Source organism: Gammaproteobacteria bacterium (assembly GCA_036381015.1).
Classification (GTDB): Bacteria; Pseudomonadota; Gammaproteobacteria; order Steroidobacterales; family Rariloculaceae; genus ZC4RG20.
In genome coordinates this window covers 39834-64263 of the sequence record DASVDR010000025.1, presented here as the reverse complement: position 1 = coordinate 64263, position 24430 = coordinate 39834, and the positions used below count along the sequence as shown (strand labels likewise).

General features: G+C 69.0%; 24 protein-coding genes. 11 read left to right on the top strand and 13 right to left on the bottom strand.

The features are described 5' to 3' along the window. Positions 1-618: 618 nt before the first annotated feature. Positions 619-1104, bottom strand: a complete 486-nt coding sequence (locus VF329_09660) for a DUF6644 family protein (GenBank protein ID HEX7081269.1) — start codon at positions 1102-1104, stop codon at positions 619-621. Positions 1105-1120: 16 nt separating this feature from the next. Continuing rightward, positions 1121-1588: a hypothetical protein gene (locus VF329_09655; protein HEX7081268.1), complete on the bottom strand. Its 468-nt coding sequence runs from the start codon at positions 1586-1588 to the stop codon at positions 1121-1123. Positions 1589-1851: 263 nt separating this feature from the next. Here VF329_09655 and VF329_09650 point away from each other — a divergent pair, with 263 nt between their 5' ends. After that, the gene (locus VF329_09650; protein HEX7081267.1) at positions 1852-2865 is read left to right on the top strand and encodes a protocatechuate 3,4-dioxygenase; all 1014 of its coding nucleotides are present in this window, start codon (positions 1852-1854) and stop codon (positions 2863-2865) included. 10 nt (positions 2866-2875) lie between these two features. Here the strand turns inward: VF329_09650 and VF329_09645 are convergent, their stop codons facing one another. From VF329_09645 to VF329_09635, 3 genes are read right to left on the bottom strand one after another with little or no spacing between them, the layout of a single operon-like run. Continuing rightward, complete coding sequence (locus tag VF329_09645) at positions 2876-3553, bottom strand: RraA family protein (GenBank protein ID HEX7081266.1); 678 nt, start codon at positions 3551-3553, stop codon at positions 2876-2878. Continuing rightward, entirely contained in the window at positions 3550-4212 is a 663-nt protein-coding gene (locus VF329_09640; protein ID HEX7081265.1) for an RraA family protein, read from the bottom strand. The genes VF329_09645 and VF329_09640 overlap by 4 nt, the downstream gene beginning before the upstream one ends. Before the next feature lie 22 nt (positions 4213-4234). Beyond that, positions 4235-4627: a hypothetical protein gene (locus VF329_09635; protein ID HEX7081264.1), complete on the bottom strand. Its 393-nt coding sequence runs from the start codon at positions 4625-4627 to the stop codon at positions 4235-4237. A gap of 254 nt (positions 4628-4881) precedes the next feature. Between VF329_09635 and VF329_09630 the strand changes: the two genes are divergently transcribed. Beyond that, on the top strand, positions 4882-6060 hold the full coding sequence (locus tag VF329_09630; protein ID HEX7081263.1) for a fatty acid desaturase: 1179 nt from the start codon (positions 4882-4884) through the stop codon (positions 6058-6060). A gap of 27 nt (positions 6061-6087) precedes the next feature. Here VF329_09630 and VF329_09625 read toward each other — a convergent pair whose 3' ends face one another. Then, complete coding sequence (locus VF329_09625) at positions 6088-7836, bottom strand: PQQ-binding-like beta-propeller repeat protein (GenBank protein HEX7081262.1); 1749 nt, start codon at positions 7834-7836, stop codon at positions 6088-6090. A 149-nt stretch (positions 7837-7985) separates the two neighbouring features. Between VF329_09625 and VF329_09620 the strand changes: the two genes are divergently transcribed. Beyond that, a complete protein-coding gene (locus VF329_09620) occupies positions 7986-8369 on the top strand; it encodes a hypothetical protein (GenBank protein HEX7081261.1) in 384 nt (127 codons plus the stop codon). A gap of 81 nt (positions 8370-8450) precedes the next feature. Here the strand turns inward: VF329_09620 and VF329_09615 are convergent, their stop codons facing one another. Genes VF329_09615 through VF329_09600 form a run of 4 tightly spaced genes read right to left on the bottom strand, consistent with a single transcriptional unit; the run spans position 8451 to position 10198 of the window. Then, entirely contained in the window at positions 8451-8978 is a 528-nt protein-coding gene (locus tag VF329_09615; GenBank protein HEX7081260.1) for a DUF3106 domain-containing protein, read from the bottom strand. After that, positions 8962-9207, bottom strand: coding sequence for a hypothetical protein (locus VF329_09610; GenBank protein ID HEX7081259.1), 246 nt, complete (start codon positions 9205-9207; stop codon positions 8962-8964). Before VF329_09610 ends, VF329_09615 begins: the two co-directional genes overlap by 17 nt. Then, positions 9204-9605, bottom strand: a complete 402-nt coding sequence (locus VF329_09605) for a hypothetical protein (GenBank protein HEX7081258.1) — start codon at positions 9603-9605, stop codon at positions 9204-9206. The genes VF329_09610 and VF329_09605 overlap by 4 nt, the downstream gene beginning before the upstream one ends. Next, a complete protein-coding gene (locus VF329_09600; protein ID HEX7081257.1) occupies positions 9602-10198 on the bottom strand; it encodes an RNA polymerase sigma factor in 597 nt (198 codons plus the stop codon). Before VF329_09600 ends, VF329_09605 begins: the two co-directional genes overlap by 4 nt. Positions 10199-10414: 216 nt before the next feature. Between VF329_09600 and VF329_09595 the strand changes: the two genes are divergently transcribed. The 7 genes from VF329_09595 to VF329_09565 all read left to right on the top strand — a co-directional run bounded on the left by VF329_09595 (position 10415) and on the right by VF329_09565 (position 17926). Further along, a complete protein-coding gene (locus VF329_09595) occupies positions 10415-11872 on the top strand; it encodes a DUF1800 domain-containing protein (GenBank protein HEX7081256.1) in 1458 nt (485 codons plus the stop codon). Positions 11873-11947: 75 nt separating this feature from the next. After that, a complete protein-coding gene (locus tag VF329_09590) occupies positions 11948-13198 on the top strand; it encodes a DUF1501 domain-containing protein (GenBank protein ID HEX7081255.1) in 1251 nt (416 codons plus the stop codon). A gap of 91 nt (positions 13199-13289) precedes the next feature. Continuing rightward, the gene (locus VF329_09585; GenBank protein HEX7081254.1) at positions 13290-14213 is read left to right on the top strand and encodes a DMT family transporter; all 924 of its coding nucleotides are present in this window, start codon (positions 13290-13292) and stop codon (positions 14211-14213) included. Next, positions 14210-15064 carry a PhnD/SsuA/transferrin family substrate-binding protein gene (locus VF329_09580; GenBank protein HEX7081253.1) on the top strand — a complete coding sequence of 285 codons (855 nt, stop codon included), beginning with the start codon at positions 14210-14212 and terminating at the stop codon, positions 15062-15064. The genes VF329_09585 and VF329_09580 overlap by 4 nt, the downstream gene beginning before the upstream one ends. A 197-nt stretch (positions 15065-15261) precedes the next feature. Beyond that, positions 15262-16134 (top strand): hypothetical protein, encoded by an 873-nt coding sequence (locus VF329_09575; GenBank protein HEX7081252.1) that lies wholly within the window; start codon positions 15262-15264, stop codon positions 16132-16134. A 33-nt stretch (positions 16135-16167) separates the two neighbouring features. Then, on the top strand, positions 16168-17142 hold the full coding sequence (locus tag VF329_09570) for an MBL fold metallo-hydrolase (GenBank protein ID HEX7081251.1): 975 nt from the start codon (positions 16168-16170) through the stop codon (positions 17140-17142). A 7-nt stretch (positions 17143-17149) separates the two neighbouring features. Continuing rightward, complete coding sequence (locus VF329_09565) at positions 17150-17926, top strand: hypothetical protein (GenBank protein HEX7081250.1); 777 nt, start codon at positions 17150-17152, stop codon at positions 17924-17926. 112 nt (positions 17927-18038) lie between these two features. Here VF329_09565 and VF329_09560 read toward each other — a convergent pair whose 3' ends face one another. Together VF329_09560 and VF329_09555 are read right to left on the bottom strand one after the other, a co-directional pair. Continuing rightward, entirely contained in the window at positions 18039-18440 is a 402-nt protein-coding gene (locus VF329_09560; GenBank protein HEX7081249.1) for a DUF6152 family protein, read from the bottom strand. A gap of 5 nt (positions 18441-18445) precedes the next feature. Beyond that, positions 18446-19378 (bottom strand): hypothetical protein, encoded by a 933-nt coding sequence (locus tag VF329_09555; GenBank protein ID HEX7081248.1) that lies wholly within the window; start codon positions 19376-19378, stop codon positions 18446-18448. Between the two features lie 558 nt (positions 19379-19936). Between VF329_09555 and VF329_09550 the strand changes: the two genes are divergently transcribed. Beyond that, positions 19937-23215 (top strand): fused MFS/spermidine synthase, encoded by a 3279-nt coding sequence (locus tag VF329_09550; protein ID HEX7081247.1) that lies wholly within the window; start codon positions 19937-19939, stop codon positions 23213-23215. A 15-nt stretch (positions 23216-23230) separates the two neighbouring features. Here VF329_09550 and VF329_09545 read toward each other — a convergent pair whose 3' ends face one another. Next, positions 23231-24295 (bottom strand): sensor domain-containing diguanylate cyclase, encoded by a 1065-nt coding sequence (locus VF329_09545; protein ID HEX7081246.1) that lies wholly within the window; start codon positions 24293-24295, stop codon positions 23231-23233. Positions 24296-24430 lie beyond the last annotated feature (135 nt).

The window sequence follows — 24430 nt, the reverse complement described above, 5'->3', positions numbered from 1 at the left end:
GCATCCGGAGACGGCGGCGCTGTTGCGCAAGCTGATGGAGGAGCGGGGGCTGGAGGTGCCGCCGCCTGGTCGGACTCTCGACTCGATCTGCATCACCGACCTTTGCAAGTAGCCGCAAGCTGAACGAGCCGTCCGGGAGCGTCGATCGCTACTCGGACGGAGTTCGTGTGGCCTTTGAAGCTGTGGAGGGACGCGCCTTCGGACGCCGTCCTGGCGGCCCTGAAGATCCCGGCGGAAGCGGCGACGCAGGGGACGCGCCTTCAGTGACTGTCTTTCGGAGACACGCGGGAAGAGCGTCCCTGCCGTTCGTCTGCGGCCCTCCCTGGCCGCAGACGGTCTCCGAAAGACAGCCACTGAAGACGCGTCCGAGACGTCCTCGCGGCGTTCAGCGCCTGGTGCCTCGCCCGAGGTGTCGCCTCCGACGAATCCCGGTAGGCCGGTAATTTCGATATCGGGCGGTTACCCCGGGCTGCGGTGGAACCTGTGATCGCCGCCGTGCTCCCCCGAGCAGCGCCGCGAAGCCCCGGATTACCGGTGCTGGAAGGCCCCGATCAGTGATCGAAGCCCCCGACCACCCGCGGTGATCGAGGGCGCTACGGCGGCCCGTGCTCGACGGGATCAGCCGGTGCCGAGGTAGGGGATCAGTCGGCCGAAGCAGATGACGCCTACCCAGAGCGCGATCGAGGTGGCGCCGACCGCTTTCGCGATCGGGGGCGTGGGTGCGTGCGGCGGCGCGTTTTCCATGGCCGGTGCGACCTTGACCGCGTAAAGCAACGCGTTCGCGCCTGCGAGCAACACGAGCACCATCTTGATCTGAAAAGAGATGTTGATCGCGTAGCGGTACGGATCCCCGAACAGGAATACGATGCCGGTCGTCAAATTGATGCCGAAGCCGGTGAGGGCCATCGGCACCAGCGAATGCACCGTCAGCGAGGGGATCACGCGCTGCACGCCGATGAGCCGCAGGTCCATGACCAGGATCGAGCCGATCAGCAGCGACATGCCGACGAAGTGAAGCGTCTCCATCGTCGGCCACGTCCATGAGTAGTTCAACGCGAGCGCGTTGATCCAGGTCGTCTGCATCCAATCCAGAATGGCATTCATCGTGCTGAACCTTCGGCTACAGGTAGGCAATCAGGCGGCCGGTGACGATAGCGGCCAGCCACATGGCGATCGAAAGGGCGGCCACCGCTCGCGTCGAGAACGGCGTGACCGAATCGGCTCCGTGGCCGTCTCCGGTTCTCGCGACGGCCGTCTGCAGATAACCGACGGTCACCGCACCGCCGAGGACGAAGGCCATCTTCAACAGGAACGTAATGTCCGTCACGTAGGTCGTGGCCTGCGACGAGAAAAGCGCGGCGCCGGATAGAAAGTTGATCAAGAAGCCGATCCACGCCACCTTGAAGAGGGTCCTGAGCGACGCGAACGGGATGGTGCGAAAGCGGCCCAGCAGCCGCAGGTCGATCGCGACGGCAAGCCCGACCATGATGGCGAGGCCGACCGAGTGCAGCGTGATCATGAACGGGTAGCCGAAGGCGGAGACGCGCACCCATTCCCCCAGCGCCGTCCCCTCGATCCAGGCAATCAATTCCAAAGGCGTGCTCCCAGCTGTCGTTATCCCGGTGAAGGCGAGCCGGCGTCGCAGGGTAGCTTGCGATCCTGGCCAAGTCCATACCCGCGCTCGCGCGACGAAGCGAACCGGCCCGTCATGGGGGCGTGGCCACGACGGCATGGCTTGCGCGAACGTTGCCGAATACCTATGTTAGCGGGCTCGCGAGCAGTCGGTCGGCGGCGAGGTTCGGTGCGCCGCGGCAACCGCTGAGTGCGCGTTCGCAGTACGGGATCTCAGCGATGGCGGAAATCGTGCTCGGCCTCTGGACCACTCACGGGCCGCAGCTGAACACCACGCCCGAGGAGTGGATGCTCCGCATCCCGGCGGATCGGGCGCGCAGCCACTGGTTCAAGGGCCGGCAATACACGTTCGACGAGCTCGTGGAGCTGCGAGCGCCGGAGCGTTTGGGCGAGCAGGCCACGCTCGAGGCCCGCACCCGTCACCACGCCGCCTGCCAAGCGGCGATCACACGCACCGCGGAGATCTGGGCGGAAGTCGACCCCGACGTCTGCGTGATCTTCGGCAACGATCAGCGCGAGCTCATGCTGCCGTCGCTGCAGCCCGCTTTCACCGTGTACTACGGCGACACGTTCTGGAACGGGCCGATTCCCGAGCAGCGCTCGGCGAAGCTGCCGCCGGGCATCCGCGAATCGGAATGGGCGAACCGTCCGGAGCAGCGCGTGGACTACCAAGGCCTACCGGACCTCGCACGGCGGCTCCTCGAGCGCGGGATAGACGAGGGCTGGGACTTCGCCGCGTCGAACGAGTGGCCGGAGCACGCGCCCGATCATCATCATGCCGGCACGCCGCACGCGTTCGCCTACATCCTGCGCCGCGTGATGCGCGACCGCGCGGTCCCGACGCTGCCGATCATCACGAATACGTTCTTTCCGCCGAACCAGCCGCGCCCGTGGCGGTGCTTCGAGCTCGGGCGCCTCTTGCATCGCGTGATCTCGGAATGGGATCGCGACGTCCGCGCCGCGGTGGTCGGATCCGGCGGCATGTCGCACTTCGTGATCAACGAAGAGTTCGATCACGAGCTGATCGACGCGATTCAGCGCCGCGACGAAGCGTTCGTCCGCGGCGTCGATCCGCTGCTGATGAAGGACGGCACGTCGGAGCTGCTGAACTGGATTTCCGCCTCCGGTTGCCTGTTTCAGACGGGGCTCAGCGGGGAGCTGATCGACTACGTGCCGTGCTACCGCACGGAGGCCGGCAGCGGAACCGCCCAGGGCTTCATCGCCTGGAGGTAATCCTTCTCCCTCACGGCTCGTCGAGCATCGTCTCGTAATCGCGCCCGACCACTTGCGTGATCGGCTCGCCGTTGCGCAGCGCGCGCAGCATCAAGCGCTCCCGCTCGGCGATGCGCTCCGCGCGCGCGAGCACTTCCTCGATGCGGGCAGCCGGGACGAATGCGACGCCGCTCGAATCCGCGACCGCGTAGTCGCCGGGCTCGACCGCCACTCCGCCGATGCGAACGGCGCAACCGAAGTCGGCCTCGTGCACCCGTCCGCGGGCGGTCCGGGCGCAGGCGCCGCGTGCATAGAGCGGAAACTGGAGCGCGCGCGCTTCGTCGATGTCCCGCGCCGGCCCGTCGATGATCACGCCGGCGACGCCGCGGATTTGCGCGCCCGCGGACAGGACGCCGCCCCAGCCCGCGCACTCGGTCCCGGACGAGTGCTCGAGCACGATCAGGTCGCCGGGACGCGCCGACTCGATTGCGGCCGTGCCGAGATGTCGCGTGCTGCCGCCAGGCGGCTTGCCGGGCGCGAGCTTCACGGTCACGACCGGCCCCGCAATGCGCCGACGGGCGCCGAGCGGCACGAGGCCGGTGACCGCCGGCGGCAGGCCGAGCGCGTCGAGCGCGTCGGACACCGCACAGCTGTCGAGGGCGGAGAGACGCGCGACGAGCACCTGGGAGGCGGCGCCGGGCTCGCTCATTTCGCGCTCCGAGTTTGCAGACGGTGATAGCCGAGGAGCTTGCGCGCTTCGTCGAGCCGCTTGCCGCTCGCGAGAAGCTCGCGGATGCGCGCCTCGGCCGCGTCGATCGCCTCGGCGATATCGAGCACCTCGTTCTCCCGCGATCTCGGGATCACGACGACGCCGTCCGCGTCGCCCCGCAAGATGTCGCCCGGCTGGACCCGCGCCTGCCCGATCGTGACGGGCACCTGCTCCGCGTCGACCTGCACGCGATCCTTGCCGGTGCGCATCGAGTAGCTGCGGCTGAAGATCGGATAGCCGAATTCGAGGCACAGGTGCGTGTCGCGGTTCGCGCCGTCGATAACGGTGCCGGCGAGCCCTTTGCGAAGCGCGAGCCCGGTCAGGATGTCGCCCCAGACCGTCGCGTCCTCGCGCCCGCCGTTATCGAGGACGACGACCGTGCCGGGCTCGAGGTCGTCGATGTAGTCGCCTACGGTGCCGGGCTCCGACGAGTCGACCGGACGATACAGAACCGTGTAGGCCCGGCCCGTCATCCGGAACGAGTGATCCCGTGGCTTGATGCCGAGGCACTGCCCCGCGATGCCGAGCTTGTCGAGCGCGTCGCTGATCGCGGCGGTGTCCAGTCCGGCCGCTCGGCGGACGTTGTCGTCGTGCGTCATCTTCACGCAGCCTCGCGCGGCGCTATTCGCGCGTGATCTTGAAGGGGTTCTCGGCACCGTCCTGGGTCCACGTGCCGACGATGTACCGGTTGTAGGAGCCGATGTCCTGCAGGGTGCCCTCGATCAGGATCTCCTGATCCTCGTGATTCACCGCTTCGATCCGCACCGTCCAGGTGCTCGGCTCGAGCTCCGCGCGGCGGAACTCGATCGATTCGGGCCCCGGATTGATCATTCCGTTGATGCGCTCTCCGTCCCAGTCCATCACTATGACGACGCGGTGCCCCTCCCCGGGCGGCCCCCATTCGCCTCGCCACGTGCCGTCGAGCGGGAAACCCTCTTGAGCGGCGGCCGGGAAGGCCACGGCGGCGAGGCAGGCGAGGAAGGCAGCGGTTCGAGCGGTTCTTCGTGAATGCATGGCTCCATGTCAAATCTTCGATGCAGGCGAGGAGGTTACATTATCGAAGACGCCTCTGCCGGTCGAGCGGCAGCGGGTCCCGTTCCGGCCACCGCGAGGCCGGCGGCTTCGTTTTTCGAAATCGTGCGGAAAAAAGCCCTGCCTTCGAGCGCCGTTCTGTTACTCTCTAAGGTGCGCGAGCTCGGACGGGAACGCGGGACGACCACGCGCCGCGAGAAAAGCGCTCCTGTCGATTGAAAATCCAAGAGGTCTGAATGTTCTTCGAGGGTTTGTTACCGCTTCCCGTGTGGGGCTACGTCGCTGCGGCTTTGGCGCTCACTCACGTGACGATCGCGAGCGTCACGATTTACCTGCATCGCCACCAGGCGCATCGGGCGCTGACGCTTCATCCCGGGGTCAGCCATTTCTTTCGGTTCTGGCTCTGGCTTACGACCGGCATGGTGACCCGGCAATGGGTGGCCGTGCATCGCAAGCATCATGCGCGCTGCGAAAGCGACGACGATCCTCACAGCCCCCAGCGCAAGGGCATTTGGCGTGTCCTCTTCGCCGGAGCGTGGCTCTATCGCATGGAGGCCTGTAAGCAGGAGACGCTCGACGCCTTCGGCGCGGGGACGCCGGACGACTGGGTCGAGCGCCACATCTACTCGAAGCACCGTTTTCTCGGCATCGGCACGATGCTCGCCGTCGACGTGCTGATGTTCGGGCTCGCCGGCCTGTGGATTTTCGCGGTGCAGATGGTCTGGATTCCGTTCTGGGCCGCCGGCGTGATCAACGGCGTCGGGCATTATTGGGGTTACCGTAATTTCGAGACGCAGGACGCGTCGCGAAACATCATCCCGATCGGCATCCTGATCGGCGGCGAGGAGCTGCACAACAACCATCATGCCTACGGCTCCTCGGCGCGTCTGTCGAACAAGTGGTGGGAATTCGACATCGGCTGGCTCTACATCCGCACGCTCGAGGCCCTCGGTCTCGCCGCGGTCCGCCGCAAGGCGCCGAAAACGGAGTTCGTCAGCGGACGTCAGGTCGTCGACATGGACATGCTCCGCGCGGTCGTCGCGAATCGCTTCCATGTGCTGAAGCTCTACGGCAGCCGCGTCGTCTGCCCGGTCCTGCGGGCCGAGTCGCGGGCGCTCACCGGCGAGGCGCGCCGGCGGCTGCGCGCGATCCGCTCGTCGATCCTGCGCGAGGAAGCGTCGCTCGACGCGCAGCGTCACCGTCACTTGGAGGAGGTGCTGCGGACGAACACGCGGCTCAGGACGATCTACGACTTCAAGCTGCGGCTGAAGGCGCTTTGGACGCAGCAGGCCAAGGGGCAGCAGGAGCTTCTGGCCCGCCTCCAGGCGTGGTGCGCCGACGCGGAATCGAGCGGCATCGCGGCGCTCGAGGACTTCGCGCGCCAGCTGCGCGGGTATCGCGCGCAGCTCGCCTGATCGCAAGGCGCCGGTCGCCCGATCCGGTCACGGAAGCGCGAACACGAAGAGCTTGCTGTCGGCGCTCTCGGCAACGGCGTCCGGCGTGTAACGGGCGAGCGCGCCCGTCAGGTTCGAGCGCCCCGTGCTGATCGAGACGAATTGTCGTCCGTCCACGGCGAACGTGATCGGGTGGCCCGAGACCGGCGCGCCGAGGTCCGTCTCCCACAGCACTTCACCCGTCGCCGCGTCGAAAGCGCGGAAGATGCCGGCCAAGTCGCCGCCGAATATCAGGTCACCGGCCGTCGACAGCAGGCCGGTCATTGCGGCGCGCTGGTCGTAACGCCACAGCTCCGCGCCGGTTTCCGCCGAAAGCGCGCGAAGCGTGCCGAGCCGAGTCGTGCCCGGCGCGATCTCGGTATCGCTCTCGACGGCGTAGACCAATTCCGGCGTCGCTTCATCCGCAATCGATCTCGCCGTCATGCACGTGTTCGCAAGCGTGAAGTACATGGCGCCGGTGCGAGGGCTGTAGGTGCCGGCCGGCCAATTCTTGCCGCCGTTCGGCGTGGGGCACACGAAGCGCTCCTGATTCGCGGCCGTGAAAAGCGTGTCGGGGTTGATCGACACGTCGCCGGTTGCGCCGTCGATGTCGGCCACGACGTTCTGCCGGATCGTCGGGCGCGCCCAGAGAAATTCCCCCGTCTCCCGGTCCAGCGTGTAGACGATCCCGGTCTTGCCCGGAATTCCGGTCACGACGCGCCGTCGCTCGCCCGGCCGAAGCCCGGGAGCGATCCAACGCACCTCGGCCGCATCCGGCGCGACGGCGGTATCGATCAGCATCCGCTCGAACGCGTGATCGAGATCCCAATGGTCCACGAGATGCTGGTAGTGCCAAACGATCTCCCCGCTCCGCACGTCGAGGGCGAGCGTGGAGTTGTGGTAGAGATAGTCGCGATCGTTGCCGGCGAGCATGAATTTCGGGGCCGGGGCCGTCACCGACGTGCCGACGTAGACGAGGCCGAGCTCCGGATCGTAGCTCGGCACGAGCCACGCACCGACGTGCCAACGGCGCTCGTACGGAACGTCCCCCCAGCTCTCGCTTCCCGGCTCCCCCGGACGGGGGATCGTTCGTCGCCGCCACAGCTCCTTGCCGGTGAGCGCGTCGTGCGCCGTGATCACGCACGCGTCCGGCCCGGCCTCGGGCATGCAATTGCGCCCCGAGATGAGGATACCGTCGGCCACGATCGGGCCCGAGCCCTGCTTCGCGGGATGGGTCCGGTAGTCCAGAACCTTCGTTTCCCAAACGAGCGCTCCGCTCTCCGCGTCGAGCGCGTAGATGAAGCCGTCCGAGCCGTTGTCGATGATCAGCCTGCCGTAGATCGCGAGATTGCGGTTCGTCGCGGGGAAGGGCACGTAGCGGCCGACGTCGTCCGGCAGGTCGCGCCGGTGCTCCCACAACGTCTCGCCGGTGGCCGCGTTCATCGCGGTCGTCACATCCATCGGCCCCGGGTAATACATCACGCCTCGATAGACGAGCGGGACGCCTTCCTGGCTCGGCGCGTCCGGGAGATCCTTCGACCAGACGAGCTCTAGATCGCTCACGTTGTCGCGGTCGATCCGATCGAGCGGGCTGTACCCCCAGCCGTCCAGCGTGCGGCGCCAGGACGGCCAATCGGCGGCGTCCGGATGCCGCAGCATCTCGTCCGTGACCGGCACGAAGCCGCCGTCGTCGGCGAGCACCGGACTCGAGATCAGTCCGACGAGCGGCAGGATAAGGCTCGACCGGCGGCTCTTCATCGCGTGGCTCCTTCCGAGGGCTCGGGCCCGAATGTTACGACGACGCGTTCATGCCGTGCACGCGCGGCCGAACCGCAGGCTCGGCGTCAACCCTCGACCCGGCGCGTGCGTTTTAAGCATGTCTTGATACGCATCGAGGGAGAGACATCGTGAAAACCAGTGCGACATGGATCGGCGTCGGATTGCTGCTGCTCGCGAGGCCGCTGCTCGCGGACGAGCCCGTGGACCGGAGCGAGCGGCTCGACGAGCGCGGCGAGCGCATCGAGGAGCGTCTCGACCGCCGCGGCGACCGCGTCGAGCGGCACGCCGACCGGCGGGGCGATCGAATCGACCGCCGCCTCGATCGGGCCGCGGCACGCGCCGAGGAGGCGGATCGGGATGTCGCGGCCGAGCGGCTCGATCGACGTGGGGACCGCGTCGACAACCGGCTCGATCGGCGCGGCGCGCGCGCCGATCGGAGACTGGACCGGCGCGGGGACCGCGTCGAGCGCCGATTCGACCGCCGCGCGGCGAGGGCCGATCGCCGCACCTGATTCGAGCGTTCCAGCGCGTCTCGAACGAGAGGCCCCGGCGGGTGCCCGCCGGGGCCTTCTCGTTCCTGCATCGTCCGAGGATCAGCGCGCGCGGCGTGGAGCGCGCTGCTGTGGCCGCTGCGGCGTGCCGCTGCGCGGCACGGCTCGCGGTAGCGGCCGGCGCACGGCGCGCTGCCGCAGCGCACGCCGCTGCTCCGGCGTCAGCTCGCGAAACCGCTCGCGCAGCTCGAGGCGGCGTTCGGGCGGCAGCGCGCGGTAGCGGCGATAAGTCTCGAGCAGGCGCTGCCGCTCGGCCGGCGGAAGGCGCCGAAGCTCGGCGTACCGCTCGCGGATGGCCGCGCGCTGATCCTCCGGCAGCGCTTGCCAGCGACGGAACCGCTCCCGTGCACGCTGGCGCTCTTCGGGGGCCATCTCGAGCCACCGCTCCGCTCCGCGCGCGATGCGCTCCTGGCGCTCCGGGTCGAGCCGATCCCACTGCTCTTGCTGAGGCGCGAGCAGCCGGCGCTGCGCGTCGCTCAGCTCGTCCCAGGCGATCCCCTGAGCGTCCGCGCGGCCCGCGAGCGTCAAGAGCGCCAGGCCGAGCGCGGCGATTCTAGTTGCTCTCGTCATCGTCTTTCCTCGCACGCTCCGGGGACTTGGCGTCGTCCTTCGGCGGCGCCTCCCGATGGGCGCGCTCGTTCTCCGATTCCGCAATCCGCCACAACTCTTCGTCCTCGCCCGCGCCCCAGCTGCCGAGATATTCGAGCAGGTCGACGTCCGGACCGGGCGCCGGCTCCTGCGCAGGCAGCGCGGCGGCCCCGAGAGCCGCGAGCAGGCCGACCGCGGCGGGACGGATCATCCGGCGCCGTCGGCTGCCGCGCCCGGCTCGAGCTCGGGCTGCTCCTCGAGCCACACGTAGAACTCGAGATCCTCCGTCAGCATCTCGAGATCCTCCTCTCCGGACAGAATCTCGAGATCGCCGAGAGCGGCCAAGTCGACGCGCGGGTCCGCGGAGGGGGACCCGAGCGGGCCCAGCCACCACCCGATCGCGACCGCCGCGAGCGTCGCGGCCGCCGCGAGCGACCATCGCGGAACGGCCGCGAACGGGGCGCGCGGCTCGAGCGCCTCGAGTGCGCGCAGCCGGGCATCCCGGAGGCGGCTTCTCGTCGCGACGTCGAGCGCGTCGACGCTGCGTTCGAACGCCTGTCTCGCGTGCCGTTCGAAATCGCTTTCGTTTTGCGGCCGACGTTCGTTCATTCCCGTTGCTCCTCGTCGTGGTCCGCCAGCAACTCGCGTAGGCGATGCACGGCCCGCGAGTAGTGGGTCTTCACGCTGCCTTGCGTGCAGCGCATCGCGGCCGCCGTCTGCGCGACGTCGAGCCCTTCGAAGTTACGCAGCATGAAGGCCTCGCGCTGGCGCGCCGGCAGCGTCCGCAGCGCTTCTTCGAGCGCGCGCATCGCGTCGTCCGAGGACGCGCGCTCGAGCGGGTCCTCGACGGCGGGCGCCGGCGCTTCTTCGATCGGGTCCCGCTCGGCGTCGCCTCCGCCGAAGAACGCGAGCACGCGCGAGCGGACGGTCCGCCGGCGCTGCGCGTCTCGAATCCGATTCTGGAGGATCCGATAGAAGATCGCGCGCCACTCGGCGCTCGGCCGCCGCGCGTAACGGCGAACGAGCCGAATCATCGCGTCCTGCACGATGTCGAGCGCCTCGTCGCGGTCGCGAATGCCGATCCACGCGATGCGATAGGCGCGCGCCTCCACGTCTCGAAGAAAGGCCTCGATCTCGATGCCTGCTTCGAGCGCCTGGATTTCGATGCCCGAATCCAGCGTTCCCTCCCGTCCAAGCCGCATCCGCTGCCCCGATGCACGCCATGTTAGCCTCGTCCCGAGCGCCCTCGGCCGGCGCTCGATCGAATCCGTGCACGCAGTCACGTTTCACGCTCGGACCTGTAACGCACGACCCCGCCCCGCGGTTGACACGCCGGCAGCGCCCCTGTCAACGCGGCTCCGGTCCCGTGCGTTGGAGGAAAGCAGCCCGGCAGCCGGCGACGACAGGAGGGTGAACGGATGAAGGACTTCGCTTCGGCCATCGCGGCGAACCGTTTCGGCCTCGGCGCTCGGCCCGGCGAGCTCGACCGGATCGCCGGCGACCCGCGCGGCTGGCTCGCGGCTCAGCTCGAGCCGCCGGCTCCGACGCTCTCGGGCGCCGGCCTCCGTAGCGCGGCCGGCGTGCTTGCCGAGACGTTGGCGCGGCGCCGCGCGGATCGCGCCAAACGGCTCGGCCGGACGGCGGAGGATCCGCCGGGAGCGGAGGGCCGAAGCTCCGAAGCGAGGCCTGGGGCGGACGCCTCGGAAGAGCGGGACCCCGCCCGGACCGCAGCGCGAGGCGGATCGGCACGCGCCGCGTATGCGGCCGAGGTCGACGCGCGCTTTCGGCATGCCGTCGCGACGGATCGCCCGTTTCTCGAGCGGCTCACGCAGTTCTGGACCAACCACTTCGCCGTCTCCGTCGACAAGCCCGCGGTCCTGGGGCTCGCCGGCGCGTTCGAGCGCGAGGCGATCCGGCCGCACGTGCTGGGCGATTTCGCCGATCTGCTGCTCGCTGTCGAGCGCCATCCGGCCATGCTGATCTATCTCGACAACTACCGCTCGATCGGCCCGAATTCGTCGATCGGAAGGCGCGCGGCCCGCGCCGGCCGAGACGTCGGCCGCAACGAGAATCTCGCCCGCGAGATCCTCGAGCTGCACACGCTCGGCGTTCGCAGCGGTTACACCCAAGAGGACGTGATCGCGCTCGCGAACGTGCTGACCGGCTGGTCGGTCGTCGGTCCCGCGGCCGGCCGCTTCCGCCCGGAAACGCACCGGCCGGGAGAGTTCGCGTTTCGTTCCGAGATGCACGAGCCCGGCGCGCAGCGGATCCTCGGCCGCCGTTATGCCGAGGACGGCGAGGCGCAGGGCGTCGCGGTCCTGCGCGACCTCGCGGCACATCCGTCGACCGCCGAGTTTCTCGCGACGAAGCTCGCTCGACACTTCGTCGCGGACGACCCGCCGCGGGATGTCGTCGGCCGGCTCGCGGCGGCGTTCGCCGAGACCGGCGGGCACTTGCCTGCCGTCTATCGCGAGCTGATCGGTGCGCCGGCGGCGTGGCGGGAGCCATTCGCCAAGTACAAGACGCCGAACGATTACGTCTTCTCGGTCTTCCGCGCTCTCGATTCGCCGATCGACGCCGGTCGCGGGACCGCGGCGCTCACGCTGCTCGGGCAACGCCCGTACGCGCCCGGCTCTCCGGCCGGTTGGCCGGACCGCAGCGCCGACTGGGATGCGCCTTCGGCGCTGCTGAAGCGCATCGAGTGGGCCGGCGCGCTCGCGGGCCGCGTCGGCGGCCGCTACGACGCGGCCGAGCTCGCCGAGCAGCTTCTCGGCGCGACGCTGAGCGAGGAGACGCGCCGCGCGGTCGCGGGTGCCGCGACTCGGCCGCAAGCGCTCACGCTGCTGCTGGCGTCGCCGGAGCTCTTGCGGCGGTGAGCACGACGGTCGTCCGGCCGTCGCGGGGGCGGCGCGGGACGACGGCCGGACGGTCGAGGCTCGATGGAGGGTTCGATGATGAACGGATGGGATCGAAGAGCATTTCTCGCGGCGGCATCGGCGGCGGCCGGAGCGCTTGCGATGCCGCGGGTCGCGTTCGCGGGCACGGGCGGCGACCGGCGCTTCGTGTTCGTCGTGCTTCGCGGCGCGCTCGACGGGCTCGCGGCCGTGCCCGCATACGGCGATCCGCATTACGCGGCGCTGCGCAGCGATCTCGCACTGCCTCCGCCGGGCGCGTCCGGCGGCGTCCTCGCGCTCGACGATCTATTCGGGCTGCACCCGAGTCTCGAGTTCCTCGCGGAGTGCCACGCGGCCGGCGAGCTTTGCGTCGCGCACGCCGTCGCGACGCCGTACCGGGAACGATCCCATTTCGATGCCCAGAACGTGCTCGAGACGGGCGCGGCACGGCCGTATGCGCTGCCGGACGGCTGGCTCAACCGGGCGCTCGGCGCGCTGCCGTTAGGCCGCGCGTCGTCGCCCGGTGTTGCGCTCGGGCCCGACGTGCCGCTCGTGATGCGGGGCGCGACGCCCGTGATCTCGTGGTCCCCGTCGCGGCTGCCGCCGGTTGACGACGACACGCTCGATCGGCTGTCGGATCTCTACGCGCACGACGACGTGCTCGGCAGGCGCCTCGCCGACGCGCTGTCGGCGGAGTCCGCTCTGCCCGTCGAGGCCGCGAGCGAAAGCGCGATGCAGGCGCCGAGCGCACGCGATCGCGGCGCAAGGCGACGGCGCGTTGCGTCGAACGGTCGTGCGCGCGCCGCATCCGGCGAGATCATCCGCGCCGCGGCCGGCTTCCTCGCTCGAAACGACGGGCCGGTCGCGGCCGCCCTCGACATCGGCGGATGGGATACCCATGCGAACGAGCGCGGTGCGCTTCGCCTGCGGCTCGCCGCGCTCGACGCTGCGCTTCGCTCGTTCAAGACGGCGCTCGGCACGACGTGGCAGCACACCGTCGTCGTCGTCGCGACCGAGTTCGGCCGAACGGCGGCGGCGAACGGCACGGGGGGCACGGATCACGGCACCGCCGGCGCCGCGTTCGTGCTCGGCGGCGCCGTACAGGGCGGGCGCGTGATCGCCGATTGGCCGGGCCTCGCTGCGCGCGATCTCTACGAAGGGCGCGACCTCCGGCCCACCCTCGACCTTCGGTCGGTGCTCAAGGGCGTGCTCGGCGAGCATCTCGGCGTTCCGGCCGCGGCGCTCGAGCGCAGCGTGTTTCCGGAGAGCAGGGCCGCCGCGCCGCTCGACGGCCTTGTGAAGGCCTGACGCTGCCGCACGAGCTTTCCGCCGGCCTGCAATGGCATCATGACGGCTTTCGGATCTCGTTCCGGGCGCCGTCGCCCGTTGCAGGATGCACATGAGCTCTTCCGCGGATGCCGCCACCGCGCGCGTCACCGACGCCGGTCCTCTCACCGCCTTCGGGCTGCTCGCTCTCCTCTGGGGCTACAACTGGGTCGTGATGAAGCTCGCGCTGCGCGACGCCGGGCCGATCGATTTCGCCGTGCTGCGCGTCGGGCTCGGGGCGCTGGTGCTGCTCGCGTTGTTGCCGGCGCTCCGCGCGCCGCTTCTGCCGCGGCACGTCGGCAAGACGATTCTGCTCGGCCTCTTCCAGACCACGGGCTTCGTCGGGCTGATCTCGTGGTCGCTCGCGGTGGGCCAGGCGGGAAAAAGCGCCGTGCTCGCGTACACGATGCCGTTCTGGGTGATCCTGCTCGGTTGGCCGTTCCTCGGCGAGCGCCTGCACGGACGGCAGTGGCCCGCGGTCGGGCTCGCGCTCGCCGGCCTCGTGCTCGTGCTGGAGATTTGGGACACCGGCGCCGGCTTCGCGAGCAGCCTCCTCGCGCTCGGCGCCGGTCTTTCGTGGGGGATCAGCGTCGTGATCGCGAAGAAGATCCCGATTCGCGGCCGCGCCGAGCTCGTCTCGCTGACGGCCTGGCAGATGGTATTCGGCTTCGTTCCTCTGGCGGGCGCTGCGCTGATCGTGGCGGAGCGGCCGGTCGAATGGAGCGGGTATTTCATCGGCGCGCTGGCGTACAACGCCGTCGGCGGCACGGCGCTCGCCACGCTGCTGTGGCTCTATATCCTGCAGCGCCTGCCGGCGACGATCAGCGGTCTGAGCTCGCTGATCGTGCCGATCGTCGGCGTCGTTTCGGCATGGTTGCAGCTCGGCGAGCGGCCGAATGCCGCCGAGGGCACGGGGATCGTGCTGATTCTCGCCGCGCTCGGCCTGCTCGCATCCGCCGGCCGCGCGACCGAGCCGCACGCACCGGAGGGCATGTGAATACGGAACTCGCGATCGGCGGCGTGCCGGAGCACTTCAACCTGCCTTGGCTCCGGCTTCTCGAATCGGGCGCGTTGGGCGGCGCCGGCATCCGCGCTGCGTGGAGCGATTTCCCGGGCGGCAGCGGCGTCATGAGCGCCGCGCTCGCCGAAGGGCGGCTCGACGTGGCCATGCTTCTCTGCGAGGCCGCCGTGGCGGCCGTCGCCGGCGGCGCGCCATTCCGCATCGTTAGCCTTTACACCGAAACGCCGTTGCTGTGGGGCATTCACGTGCCCGCCGGGTCACGCTGTGCTGGCGTGGACGACGTTCGCGGCGCGCGGTACGCGATCAGCCGGCCCGGGTCCGGATCGCATCTGATGGCCTTTGCGCTCGCCCGAGCGCGGGGTTGGCCGACCGAGGAGCTCGCGTTCGAGACGGTCGGCGGCGTTGACGGCGCCGTCGAAGCGCTCGAGCGCGGAGCCGCGGACGTTTTCCTTTGGGAGCGATTCATGACGCAGCCCCTCGTCGACGCGGGCCTTTTTCGGCGCATCGGCGAATTCGCGGCACCGTGGCCTGCGTTCGTCGTCTGCGCGTCCTTGTCGGCGATTGCCGAGAAGCGTGCTGCGCTCGCCGCCGCCGTGACGTCGGCTTTGTCGGCGGCGTCCGAGCTCGCCGCATCGCCGGGCGCTGCCGCGGAAATCTCCCGCCGTTACGGGCTGCGGGCGGACGAAGCGGCGCGCTGGCTCGCGGCCACGCGTTGGGCCCCTCGAATCCTACCCGCGGACGCCGCAGCCGCGGCCGCATTCGCGATGCTGCGCGACGTCGGCGTCGTCGCTGCCGGGCCCGCGCCGGTCATGACGGCCGCCCTCTGATTGCCGGGTGCGCGGCGCCCATTCGCCGCGGGAGCGTGTGCTAGCATTGCCGAGGCCGCGCGAAGCGGCCCAGTCGAATGATCTTGCGCAAATCAGGGAGGCCGCGTGCACCGGCGCGGTTTGCGCGGGGCGGGAGAAGAAGTCCAAGAGTCGAGCACGACCGTCGGTTCGGACCCGCCCGGCATGAGGAGTGAGCCATGTTGAACCTCTCCCGTCTCGGGGTGGCCGGAATGCTGGCTGCGTTGGGCGCCGCAGCGGCGGGACCGGCCGCCGCGCAGGTGAACCTCGCCGGCGTGTGGAGCGCGACGTATGCGGAGGATTGGCCGGACCGCATACCGGGGCCGGAGCTCGGCGACTACGCGGGCTTGCCCCTGAACGACGCCGACCGGCTGCGCGCGCAGAGCTGGAGCGCATCGATCCTTTCGCTGCCTCACTACCAGTGCCGCGTCCACCCTTCGGACTACGCCAACAGCTTCGCGGACATCCGCATCTGGGAGGAGATCGACACCGAGACTCAGGAGCTGATCGCGATCCATCTTCAGCACTTCGCGTGGAATACCCAGCGCACGATCTGGATGGACGGCCGCCCGCATCCGCCGGAGTTCGCGGAGCATACGTCGATGGGCTTCTCCACGGGCGAATGGGTGGGCCGTATCCTCAAAGTGACCACGACTCACTTGAAGGAAGGCTGGCTACGCCGCAACGGCGTGGCGCGCAGCGATCGAGCCACCGTCACCGAGCACTTCATCCGCCACGGCAATCATCTGACTTGGAACGTATTCGTGCAGGATCCGCTCTATCTGGAGGAGCCGTTCTTCCGGAATCGGGATTACGTGTTGAGCGAAGCCGGCCGGATCGGCGCGTATCCCTGCGAAAGCGTCGTCGAGGTCGTGCTGCCGGACGGGTATTTCCCGCACTACCTGCCGGGCCAGAACCCGTTCCTGATGGAGTACGCGCGCAAGCACGGCATCCCGTTCGAGGCGGCCATGGGGGGCGCGAAGACGATGTACCCCGAGTACATGGAGACGCTCGAGCGCTTGCCGGTTCCGCCGCCGCTCGAGGCCGAGTGAGCGCGGGACGAGGGTGACGGCATGGGGCTTCGAATGAACAAGCAAGCATTGGCCGCGCTGTGGGCGCTGGCGATTCTCGGCGTCGTCACCGCTGCTCCGGCCCGGGCGCAACGGGACTTCACCGACGTCGAGGTGCAGACGCTGAAAGTCCGCGACAACATCTACATGCTGGTCGGCGCCGGGGGAAACATCACGGTGCAGACCGGGGACGACGGCGTGCTGATGGTCGACACGCAGTACGCGGCGCTCTCCGACAAGATCATCGCCGCGATTCGCGAGCTGTCCGACAAGCCGATCCGCTACATCGTCAATACGCACCACCATCCCGACCATACCGGCGGCAACTCGAATCTTCGGCTGGCGGGAAGCACGGTCTCGGGCGGCAACATGCAGGGTGCGATCGCCGACGCCGGCGTCGGTGCGCAGCTCATCGCTCACGAGAACGTTCTGCTGCGCCTCAGCTCGGCGACGGGTGAGCAGGCGTTGCCGTCCTCCGGCTGGCCGACGAATACGTTTTTCGGCGACGAGAAGCAGATGTTCTTCAACGGTGAAGGGATCCGCATCATCCACTTGCCGTCCGCCCACACCGACGGGGACAGCATCGTCTTCTTCCGCCGCTCGGACGTGATCGCGGTGGGCGACTTGTTCTCCACGACGAGCTATCCGGTCATCGATCTCGAGGGTGGCGGAAGCTATCAGGGCTTCGTCGCCGCGCTCGAATACATCGTCGACCTGATGATCCCCGTCTACGGCCAGGACGGCGGCACTCTCGTGATTCCGGGGCACGGGCGCCTCAGCAACATCGGCGACGTGCTGAATTATCGAGAGATGGTGCTCGTCGTCCGCGATCGCCTTCAGCACATGATCGACGAGGGCATGACGCTCGAGCAGGTCAAGGCGGCCCGACCGACCCGCGACTACGATCCCGTCTACGGCTCCACGTCCGGCTTCTGGACGACCGAGCGCTTCATCGAGGCGGCGTACCGCAGCCTGAGCGAGCAGGAGTAGGACGAACATGAGGGCTCTGCAAGTGAACGCGTTCGCGAGGGCGGCGGCCGCCGGCCTCCTGGCCGTGCTGTGGCTCGCGGCCGTGACGCCCGCCGCCGCGCAGCGGGGCCGGCCGCCCGCCCCGGCGAGTCCGCGGGACGCGGCCCCGATCGATCTCACGGGGCAATGGGTATCGATCGTCACGGAGGATTGGCGCTTCCGGATGATGACCCCGCCGAAGGGCGACATCTCCGGCGTCTCTCTGACGCCGGCCGGGCAGGCGACCGCGGAGAGCTGGGATCCGGCGCGCGACGAGGCCGAAGGCAACGCGTGCAAGGCCTACGGCGTCGGCAACATCATGCGGATGCCGGGGCGGATTCGCATTTCGTGGGATGACGGCTCGACGCTCCGGATCGAGACGGACGCGGGGCGGCAGACTCGGCTCCTCCATTTCGGCGACGTGCCGGAGCCGGCCGGAGAGCCCACGTGGCAAGGCGTGTCGCGGGCGGAGTGGATCATGCACGGCGGCGGGCGCGGCCGGCCCCCGGTATACGGCTCGCTCCACGTCGTCACCACCGGGATGAAGCCCGGATACCTCCGCAAGAACGGCGTCCCCTACGGGGCCGAGGCCGTCGTCACCGAGTACTTCGACTTGCTCCACCATCCGGACGGCTCGCAGTGGCTCGTCGTGAAGACCATCGTCGAGGACCCGGAATACCTTGCGGCGCCGTTCATCACGAGCTCGAATTTCCGCAAGGAGGAGGATCGCAGCGGCTGGAATCCGACGCCCTGCAGGGCTCGGTGAGGAGCGGCTGCGAGGGGCGCCGCCGGCCGAAAAAAAGGCGGCTCCGCCCTCGCGGGACCGGAGCCGCCGGAATTGCCTGGCGCCGCGCGATGCTTCGCGGCGCATCGCGGGCTCAGCGAACCTGGAAGCCCTTACTCGGGTCGAACACCTTGCCGTCGTCGCGCGTCGCCTTCACCCAGAGCGCGGCCGGACGCCCATCCCTCATCGGATGGCCGGTGATCGTCACCTTGGTCCCCGGTGTAAAGTCGCTCCTGCGAATACCCGCGCGCATCAGCGTGCTCGGACCCTCGGCCTCGAAGCCCCACGTCGTGACCGTGCCGTCCTCGCCCGTGACGTCGACGAGGAGCCAGGAGTGGGGATTCGTGTATTGGAACTCCTTCACGACGCCGCTGACGGTGATCTCCTTCTGCTCGTCGAACATCACCGCCGAGTGATGGGCCGCTGCGATTTCGCTCGCGAGCATGCCGCCGAGCAGCATGAAGCCAGCGATCGTGCCTGCCAGTGCTTTCGTCATTGCCTCTACTCCTCGTCCTGGTTACCGCTCGGACGATCGTCTTTCTTGGTAAACGTGAAGTCCTGGAAGGTGGAGGTGCCTTCCTCCGTCTCGATCACGACGTTATTCTGGTTCTCCTGGCAGTGCCAGTAACGGATTCTCAGGCTCTTGTCGTCGTTCGAGAGCTTCTTGTACACCTGTCTAGTGTACCAAGGCTCGACCAGGGCCGGCGGATCGTAAGCCCACACGTCGGCGACGAGCGTGTCGTCGGCGGTCTTGTGCCAGATCTCGACGACCTCGATCTGCTCGCTGTACTCCGGCTGAATGCGTTGATATTGCCCGGGGCGCATCTGCGCGGTGTGAATCACGAGCCGATCGCCGTCCCAGAAGCCGATCGAGTCGCCTTCGTAGAGCGGGTAGGCGTCCTCGGGCGGCGGATGTCCGCGGCCGTCCGTGTAAATGCGGCGCACCTCGTTCATCATCTCGTTGATCAGCCACGTCTGCCGCGGCGTGACGATGAACTCTCTCAAGAACGGCTCCACCAGCCACCGCGGCATGCCTGCGGGATTGCAGGCGCTCAGCGGGTCGTACTCGATGCCTTGCTCGACCCTCTCGAGCTTCTCGAGCAGCCTGCGCTCGTACTCCGGCGTGAGCTTTGCGGTGGGCAGCGTTCCGGGCTGCTGATCCGGGTCGAAGTAGAACGGACTCGCCTCGCGCGTCCAGATACCGCTCCAATCCGGGACGTTCTCCCACGTCAGAGCATCGCCGCCGCCGGCTTGCTCCTTGAAGTACTCGTACAGCCCGAGGGCGGTTTCGTGCTCGATTCCGAGATCGATCATCCGCTGCTTTTCCGGCGAAGGCTCGACGACTCGAGCCTCCTGCGCGCTCCCGAGCGGCGTGATTGCCGCCGCGAGCCAGGCGGTGCCTGCAAGCAGCTTGATCTTCGTGGTGCTCGTCATTCGGTTCTCCTCGCGGACGCCAAGGGGATATTCGGCGGTGCGGGCCGCTCGATCAATGCCCTCGGCGATCCGACTTCATCGTCAGACAACCTGCGCCGACGCCGGTTTCCCCCCGGCGTGCCTCGACGTGTTGCGAAACGGGCACGCTCCGCGGCCGGCGCGGCCGGCGCGCCTGCGCGCAGGCCGCAAGAAATTTCCTTTGTTTTTCTTGACCTTGATCGAGCACGGCGCGCGAGTGTTATCGCATGATCGTCGCTGTGACGCAAATCTGCCGCGCCCGGGCCCGATGCCGCGGATCGATGCCGCGATCGGCGGCGTGTCGCGGCGCGCGGCCCGAAGGCTCGCAGCCGGCGCGCTTCAAAAGGCGCGCCCGGTCGGGGTGCCGGCGCGTTTCAAGGCGCGGCCGGTCGGGGTAACATGCGCCCGCGACGCTTCGGGGCGAGCGGAGCGACCCGGGTTCCCGATTCGGGATGCAGCGCCCATCCGTGACGCAGCGATGAGACGGCTTACACGCAAGGCCCCGTACCGGGCCGACTTGGACACCGAGCGCGCCTGCCCGTGAGCTCGCAGCCGGGAACGGAAGGCGCCGAGGCTGCCGCGGCCGTCGGCGAAGCGGCGACGAGCTTCGATTCGAAGCGGCGCGTGCTCGCCGGCGCGGCGCTTTGCTTCTTTCTTTCCGGCTTCGCCGCGCTGCTCTATCAGACCGCGTGGCTGCGCCAGTTCTCTCTCGTGTTCGGCACGACCGAGCTCGCCGTGGCCACCGTCCTTGCCGCCTACATGGGGGGCACGGCGGCCGGCGCCGCGCTCGCCGCTCGATATGCACGGCGCATGCGACGCCCGATTCTCGCGTACGGCCTGCTCCAGGCCGGCGTCGCCGTTTCGGCGCCGGCGGTGCCGTTTCTGACGGCCGCCGCCGGCGGCGTATACCGCTGGCTCCTCGGCGGTCTGCCGGAGCCCCCGGACGCGGCGGCGGCCGCTCACCCGGTCCTTTATCTTGCTGCCGCCTTCGTCGTGCTGATGCTTCCCACGGGTCTGATCGGCGCCGCGCTGCCGCTGTTGACGCGGTACGCGGTACGGCAAGATCGCGAGCTCGGTCCGAAGGTCGCGCTGCTTTACTCGATCAATGCGGCAGGCGCCGTCGGCGGGACGTTGGCCGCGGCGTTCGCGCTCGTCCCGGCGCTCGGCCTCGTGCGGACCGTTTGGGTCGGAGTCGGCGTGAACGTCGCGGTGTTCGTCGCAGCGGCGCTGCTGTCCCGTAAGGCGGGGACGACGGGCCTTACGGCCGCCGAGCCGCTTTCGGCGCCTCCGCGCTTCTTCGCAAGCTGCATCGCGCCGCTCGTGGGGCTCGGAGGCCGCCCTCGGCGCCCGGCCGTGCACCGCCAGCCTGCTTGGATCCTGCCGTTGATGCTCGTCTCGGGCGCCAACGCATTTCTGTACGAGGTATTGTGGACCCGCATGCTGTCGCACGTGATCGGCGGCAGCATCTATGCGTTCGGGACGATGCTCGCCGCGTTCCTTGCAGGCGTCGCGGCGGGGAGCGGGCTTGCGGGGCGCGTATCCGCGGATCGGAACCGTGCGGCGATCGGGTTCGCCGTCGCTCAGGCAGGCATCGCGGTCTTGTCGATCGCGGTTTATGCAGCGATGCAAGCCCTGGTTCCGGAGAGCCGAAGCCCGGCCGCGTTCGCGGGATATGCCGCGCTCGTGATGCTGCCGGCCACGCTGCTGATCGGCGCCACGTTTCCGCTCGCGGTCCGCGTGCTCGCACGGGGCCCATCGGAGGCGAGCGCGGCCACCGGCAGCATCTACGCCTGGAGCACCGTCGGGGCGATCGCCGGCGCCGTGCTGGGCGGACTCTTCCTGATTCCAGGTCTCGGGTTCGAAGGGACGATCCGACTCGCGGTCGGCGTCAACCTGCTGCTCGCCCTCGTGACGGCCGCACTCGTGGCGCCTCCGAAACGTGTCGCGGTCGGCGCGGCGGCCGCCGCGTTGCTCGCGGCCGCCGTTCTCTACCGGCCGGACCGCCCCGAGGCGGTGATCCGGAGCACCGCGATCGAAGCGCCGACGCGCGATCCGCATGAAATTTTCTTTTCGGTCGGCCGCAGCGCGACCGTGCTCGTCGTGGAAAACGACGGCGAGCTCGAGCTCCGGACCGACGGGCTCCCGGAAGCATCGGTGTTGCCGAAAGGCGCGCCGCTCCTCGGGCAGTCACAGCAGTGGATGCATGCCCTGCCGATCGCGGCGCGGCCCGATGCGACATCGATGCTCGTCGTCGGGTTGGGAGGCGGCGTGGCGCTCGAGGGGGTGCCGCGCAGCATCGAGACGATAGACGTGATCGAGCTCGAGCCGGAAGTGCTCGCGGCGAACCGCGCGATCGCGGAGCTGCGCGCTGTGGATCCGCTCGCCGATCCGCGCGTGAACGTGATCATCAACGATGCCCGCAACGCGCTGCAGCTGACCACGAAGAAGTACGACCTGATCGTCTCGCAGCCGCCGCATCCCTGGACCGCGAAATCATCGCATCTCTTCACGGTGGAGTTCGCGGCGCTCGCGAAGTCGCGGCTCGACGAGGGCGGCGTTTTCCTGCAACGGATCAGCGCCGGTTTCGTGGACGAGGGGTTGCTGCGCTCGTTGGCCGCCACGCTCCTCGAGGTCTATTCCAACGTTCGGCTCTACCACGCGGGCGGCGGCACGCTGTTCTTTCTCGCCTCGGACGGCTCGCTCGACATCGAGCGGCAGATCCTGCGGACCGGACGTCCGCTCAGCACCAACGTGCTGCACTACAGCTATCTCGGCTTGAACGTCGCCGAGGACTTCGCCGCGGCGCTCGTGCTCGACGAGCGCTCCGCGCCCGAGTTCGCCGCGGGCGCCGAGCCGAGCACCGACGATCGGAACCTCATGGCCGCGGAGAGCCGCATGCTGGCCGACGGCCTCGACCAGCGTGAGCTTCTCGAGATGCTCGCGCCTTACGACCCCCTGCTCGATGCCGCGAGCCCGTTGCGCGCGGAGCTCGGCGAGCGGCTGAGTTTCGCCTACGTGGCTTCGCGCTTGCTCGCGAAAGGGCAGAGGGCCCGCGCAGCTCGTCTTGCCGGTACGCTGCAGGACCCTTCGTTGCGCGCGCTCGTCGAGGGCCTCGTGCGGGGAGCCGAAGGCGACCTCGACGGCGCCGTCGAATCGCTGCGCGTCGCGCTCGACGAAGACCCCGGCAACGACGCGGCCCGATTCGCGCTGATCGAGCCGCAGCTACCCGCGATTGCGGCGGGCGGCGAAGACTCCGATGCGGCAAGAGTGGCCGAGGATCTGCGAGGCGCAGCTGCGGCAGTCGTGCGGGGCTGGCGGCTCGCTGCGGACGGGGATTGGGAAGCGGTCGCGCGGCTCGACGGCGCGCTCGCCGGCGCCAGCGTCACGGATCTCTGGTACCCGTATGCGACGCAGCTCCGCGCGAGCTGGCGCACGCAAGTCGTCGGCGAGCCGCGCTACGCGTTCGATGCGTTGCGAATGGTCGACCGGGTGCTGCTTCTACGTCCCGGGCTCGACCTCTACTTGCTGCGGGCGGCGGCTGCCGACGACCTCGGGGATGCGCTGGCATTCACCGAAACCGCCCGCTACGCGGCTCGGTACTTGAACGATTATCTCGACGATGCGGAGCGCCGAGGCACGGCGATCTCCGACACCGAGCTGCTCGTCACGGCTCGGCAGCTCGACGTTTGGCAGCGGCGGCTCGGCGAGCTGCGCGGCGAAGTGAACGGCCGTGTGTCCGCGGTCTTCGACGAGCTCGGAGCGCTTCTGCACCGCTACGAGAGCCTCGCGCGGTCCCGGGGATTGATCGACGGGGGCTGAGAGCGGCGCGCTCCTTCAGGAGCGATGGCGTTTGACCCGGTTTCGGCCGCCGCCTTTCGCCTGCAGCAGCGCGTCGTCGGCCCGCTCGAGCAGCGCCTCGACCGAGGCCTCGTCGCGCGGCTCGCGTACCGTGAAGCCCACGCTCGCGGTCATCGCGATCGCGCGATCGCGCGTGGGAACCGGCGTCTCGTTGATCGCGCGGCGAACTCGCTCGGCTACCGTCGCCGCGGTTTCGGCGTCGGCGTCGGCGACCAGCAGGAGAAACTCGTCTCCGCCCATGCGGCAGATCAGATCCTCGCTCCGAACGCTCGCGACGAGGCGCGCGCCGATCCTCCTCAGCACCTCGTCGCCGATGTGATGTCCGAACGTGTCGTTCACCTGCTTGAAGTTGTCGAGATCGAGCAGCGCGAGCCCGAGCGGCGCCGCGTGCCGGTCGGCGCGCTGGACCGCGGACTCGAGCAGCATCGTCGCGCCGCGCCGGTTCCAAAGCCGCGTGAGCGGATCGATCATCGCTTCCCTCCGAGCCACGCTCAGCTTCGCGGTCAGGGACGCATGGACGCTGCGCAATTGGTCGTCGGCGATTTCGCGCTGGGCGAGCGCCGCGAGATCGCCCAGGCATTGGCATTCGGCTTTGGACAGGTGACGCGGCTTCACGTCGAAGACGCAGAAGGTTCCGCCGAGCAAGCCGCTCGTGTCCGTCAGCGGATGGCCGCCGTAGAATCGGAACCTTGGCGCCGAGACCACCAACGGGTGGTCGGCCGTGCGGGGGTCGCACGCCATATCGGCGATGACGTTCAAGTCGTTCTTCTCCAACGTCAGGTTGCAGAGGCTGCGGCTGCGCGGCAGCTCGGAGACGACCCAACCGGAGACGGACTTGAACCACTGGGTATCGGCGTTGATCAACGTGATCGCAGCTACCGGAACGTCCAAGGCCCGGCGGGCAAGGCGCGTGATGCGCTCGAACCGCTCCTCCAAGGGCGTGTAGAACAAGTCGAGGAGCGGTAGATTCGCGAGCTTCATCGTTGCGGTGCTCGCGATCGTGCGGCTCAGAACGTTGGCGTCCTTGTTCTCGTCCGGCATTGGCTGAAAGAGCGGGGCGGAACCGCAAGTGTACGCGCCGGCGCGCAGCGCACGGTGTGAAGCGCTTCTCGTTCGAGCCGCGCGCGCCGTTACGGATGCGCACGGTTCCCCCCAAGAGGAATCGGGGATATCCCT

What these genes read in the sequence shown, in the direction of transcription:
- VF329_09565 (HEX7081250.1), top strand. Translation starts at nt 17,150, where the DNA reads ATGAGGGCTCTGCAAGTGAACGCGTTCGCGAGGGCGGCGGCCGCCGGC.
- VF329_09660 (HEX7081269.1), bottom strand. Translation starts at nt 1,104, where the DNA reads ATGAATGCCATTCTGGATTGGATGCAGACGACCTGGATCAACGCGCTC.
- VF329_09595 (HEX7081256.1), top strand. Translation starts at nt 10,415, where the DNA reads ATGAAGGACTTCGCTTCGGCCATCGCGGCGAACCGTTTCGGCCTCGGC.
- VF329_09560 (HEX7081249.1), bottom strand. Translation starts at nt 18,440, where the DNA reads ATGACGAAAGCACTGGCAGGCACGATCGCTGGCTTCATGCTGCTCGGC.
- VF329_09570 (HEX7081251.1), top strand. Translation starts at nt 16,168, where the DNA reads ATGAACAAGCAAGCATTGGCCGCGCTGTGGGCGCTGGCGATTCTCGGC.
- VF329_09610 (HEX7081259.1), bottom strand. Translation starts at nt 9,207, where the DNA reads ATGATCCGTCCCGCCGCGGTCGGCCTGCTCGCGGCTCTCGGGGCCGCC.
- VF329_09635 (HEX7081264.1), bottom strand. Translation starts at nt 4,627, where the DNA reads ATGCATTCACGAAGAACCGCTCGAACCGCTGCCTTCCTCGCCTGCCTC.
- VF329_09630 (HEX7081263.1), top strand. Translation starts at nt 4,882, where the DNA reads ATGTTCTTCGAGGGTTTGTTACCGCTTCCCGTGTGGGGCTACGTCGCT.
- VF329_09645 (HEX7081266.1), bottom strand. Translation starts at nt 3,553, where the DNA reads ATGAGCGAGCCCGGCGCCGCCTCCCAGGTGCTCGTCGCGCGTCTCTCC.
- VF329_09600 (HEX7081257.1), bottom strand. Translation starts at nt 10,198, where the DNA reads ATGCGGCTTGGACGGGAGGGAACGCTGGATTCGGGCATCGAAATCCAG.
- VF329_09605 (HEX7081258.1), bottom strand. Translation starts at nt 9,605, where the DNA reads ATGAACGAACGTCGGCCGCAAAACGAAAGCGATTTCGAACGGCACGCG.
- VF329_09545 (HEX7081246.1), bottom strand. Translation starts at nt 24,295, where the DNA reads ATGCCGGACGAGAACAAGGACGCCAACGTTCTGAGCCGCACGATCGCG.
- VF329_09590 (HEX7081255.1), top strand. Translation starts at nt 11,948, where the DNA reads ATGATGAACGGATGGGATCGAAGAGCATTTCTCGCGGCGGCATCGGCG.
- VF329_09575 (HEX7081252.1), top strand. Translation starts at nt 15,262, where the DNA reads ATGTTGAACCTCTCCCGTCTCGGGGTGGCCGGAATGCTGGCTGCGTTG.
- VF329_09585 (HEX7081254.1), top strand. Translation starts at nt 13,290, where the DNA reads ATGAGCTCTTCCGCGGATGCCGCCACCGCGCGCGTCACCGACGCCGGT.
- VF329_09650 (HEX7081267.1), top strand. Translation starts at nt 1,852, where the DNA reads ATGGCGGAAATCGTGCTCGGCCTCTGGACCACTCACGGGCCGCAGCTG.
- VF329_09625 (HEX7081262.1), bottom strand. Translation starts at nt 7,836, where the DNA reads ATGAAGAGCCGCCGGTCGAGCCTTATCCTGCCGCTCGTCGGACTGATC.
- VF329_09555 (HEX7081248.1), bottom strand. Translation starts at nt 19,378, where the DNA reads ATGACGAGCACCACGAAGATCAAGCTGCTTGCAGGCACCGCCTGGCTC.
- VF329_09615 (HEX7081260.1), bottom strand. Translation starts at nt 8,978, where the DNA reads ATGACGAGAGCAACTAGAATCGCCGCGCTCGGCCTGGCGCTCTTGACG.
- VF329_09640 (HEX7081265.1), bottom strand. Translation starts at nt 4,212, where the DNA reads ATGACGCACGACGACAACGTCCGCCGAGCGGCCGGACTGGACACCGCC.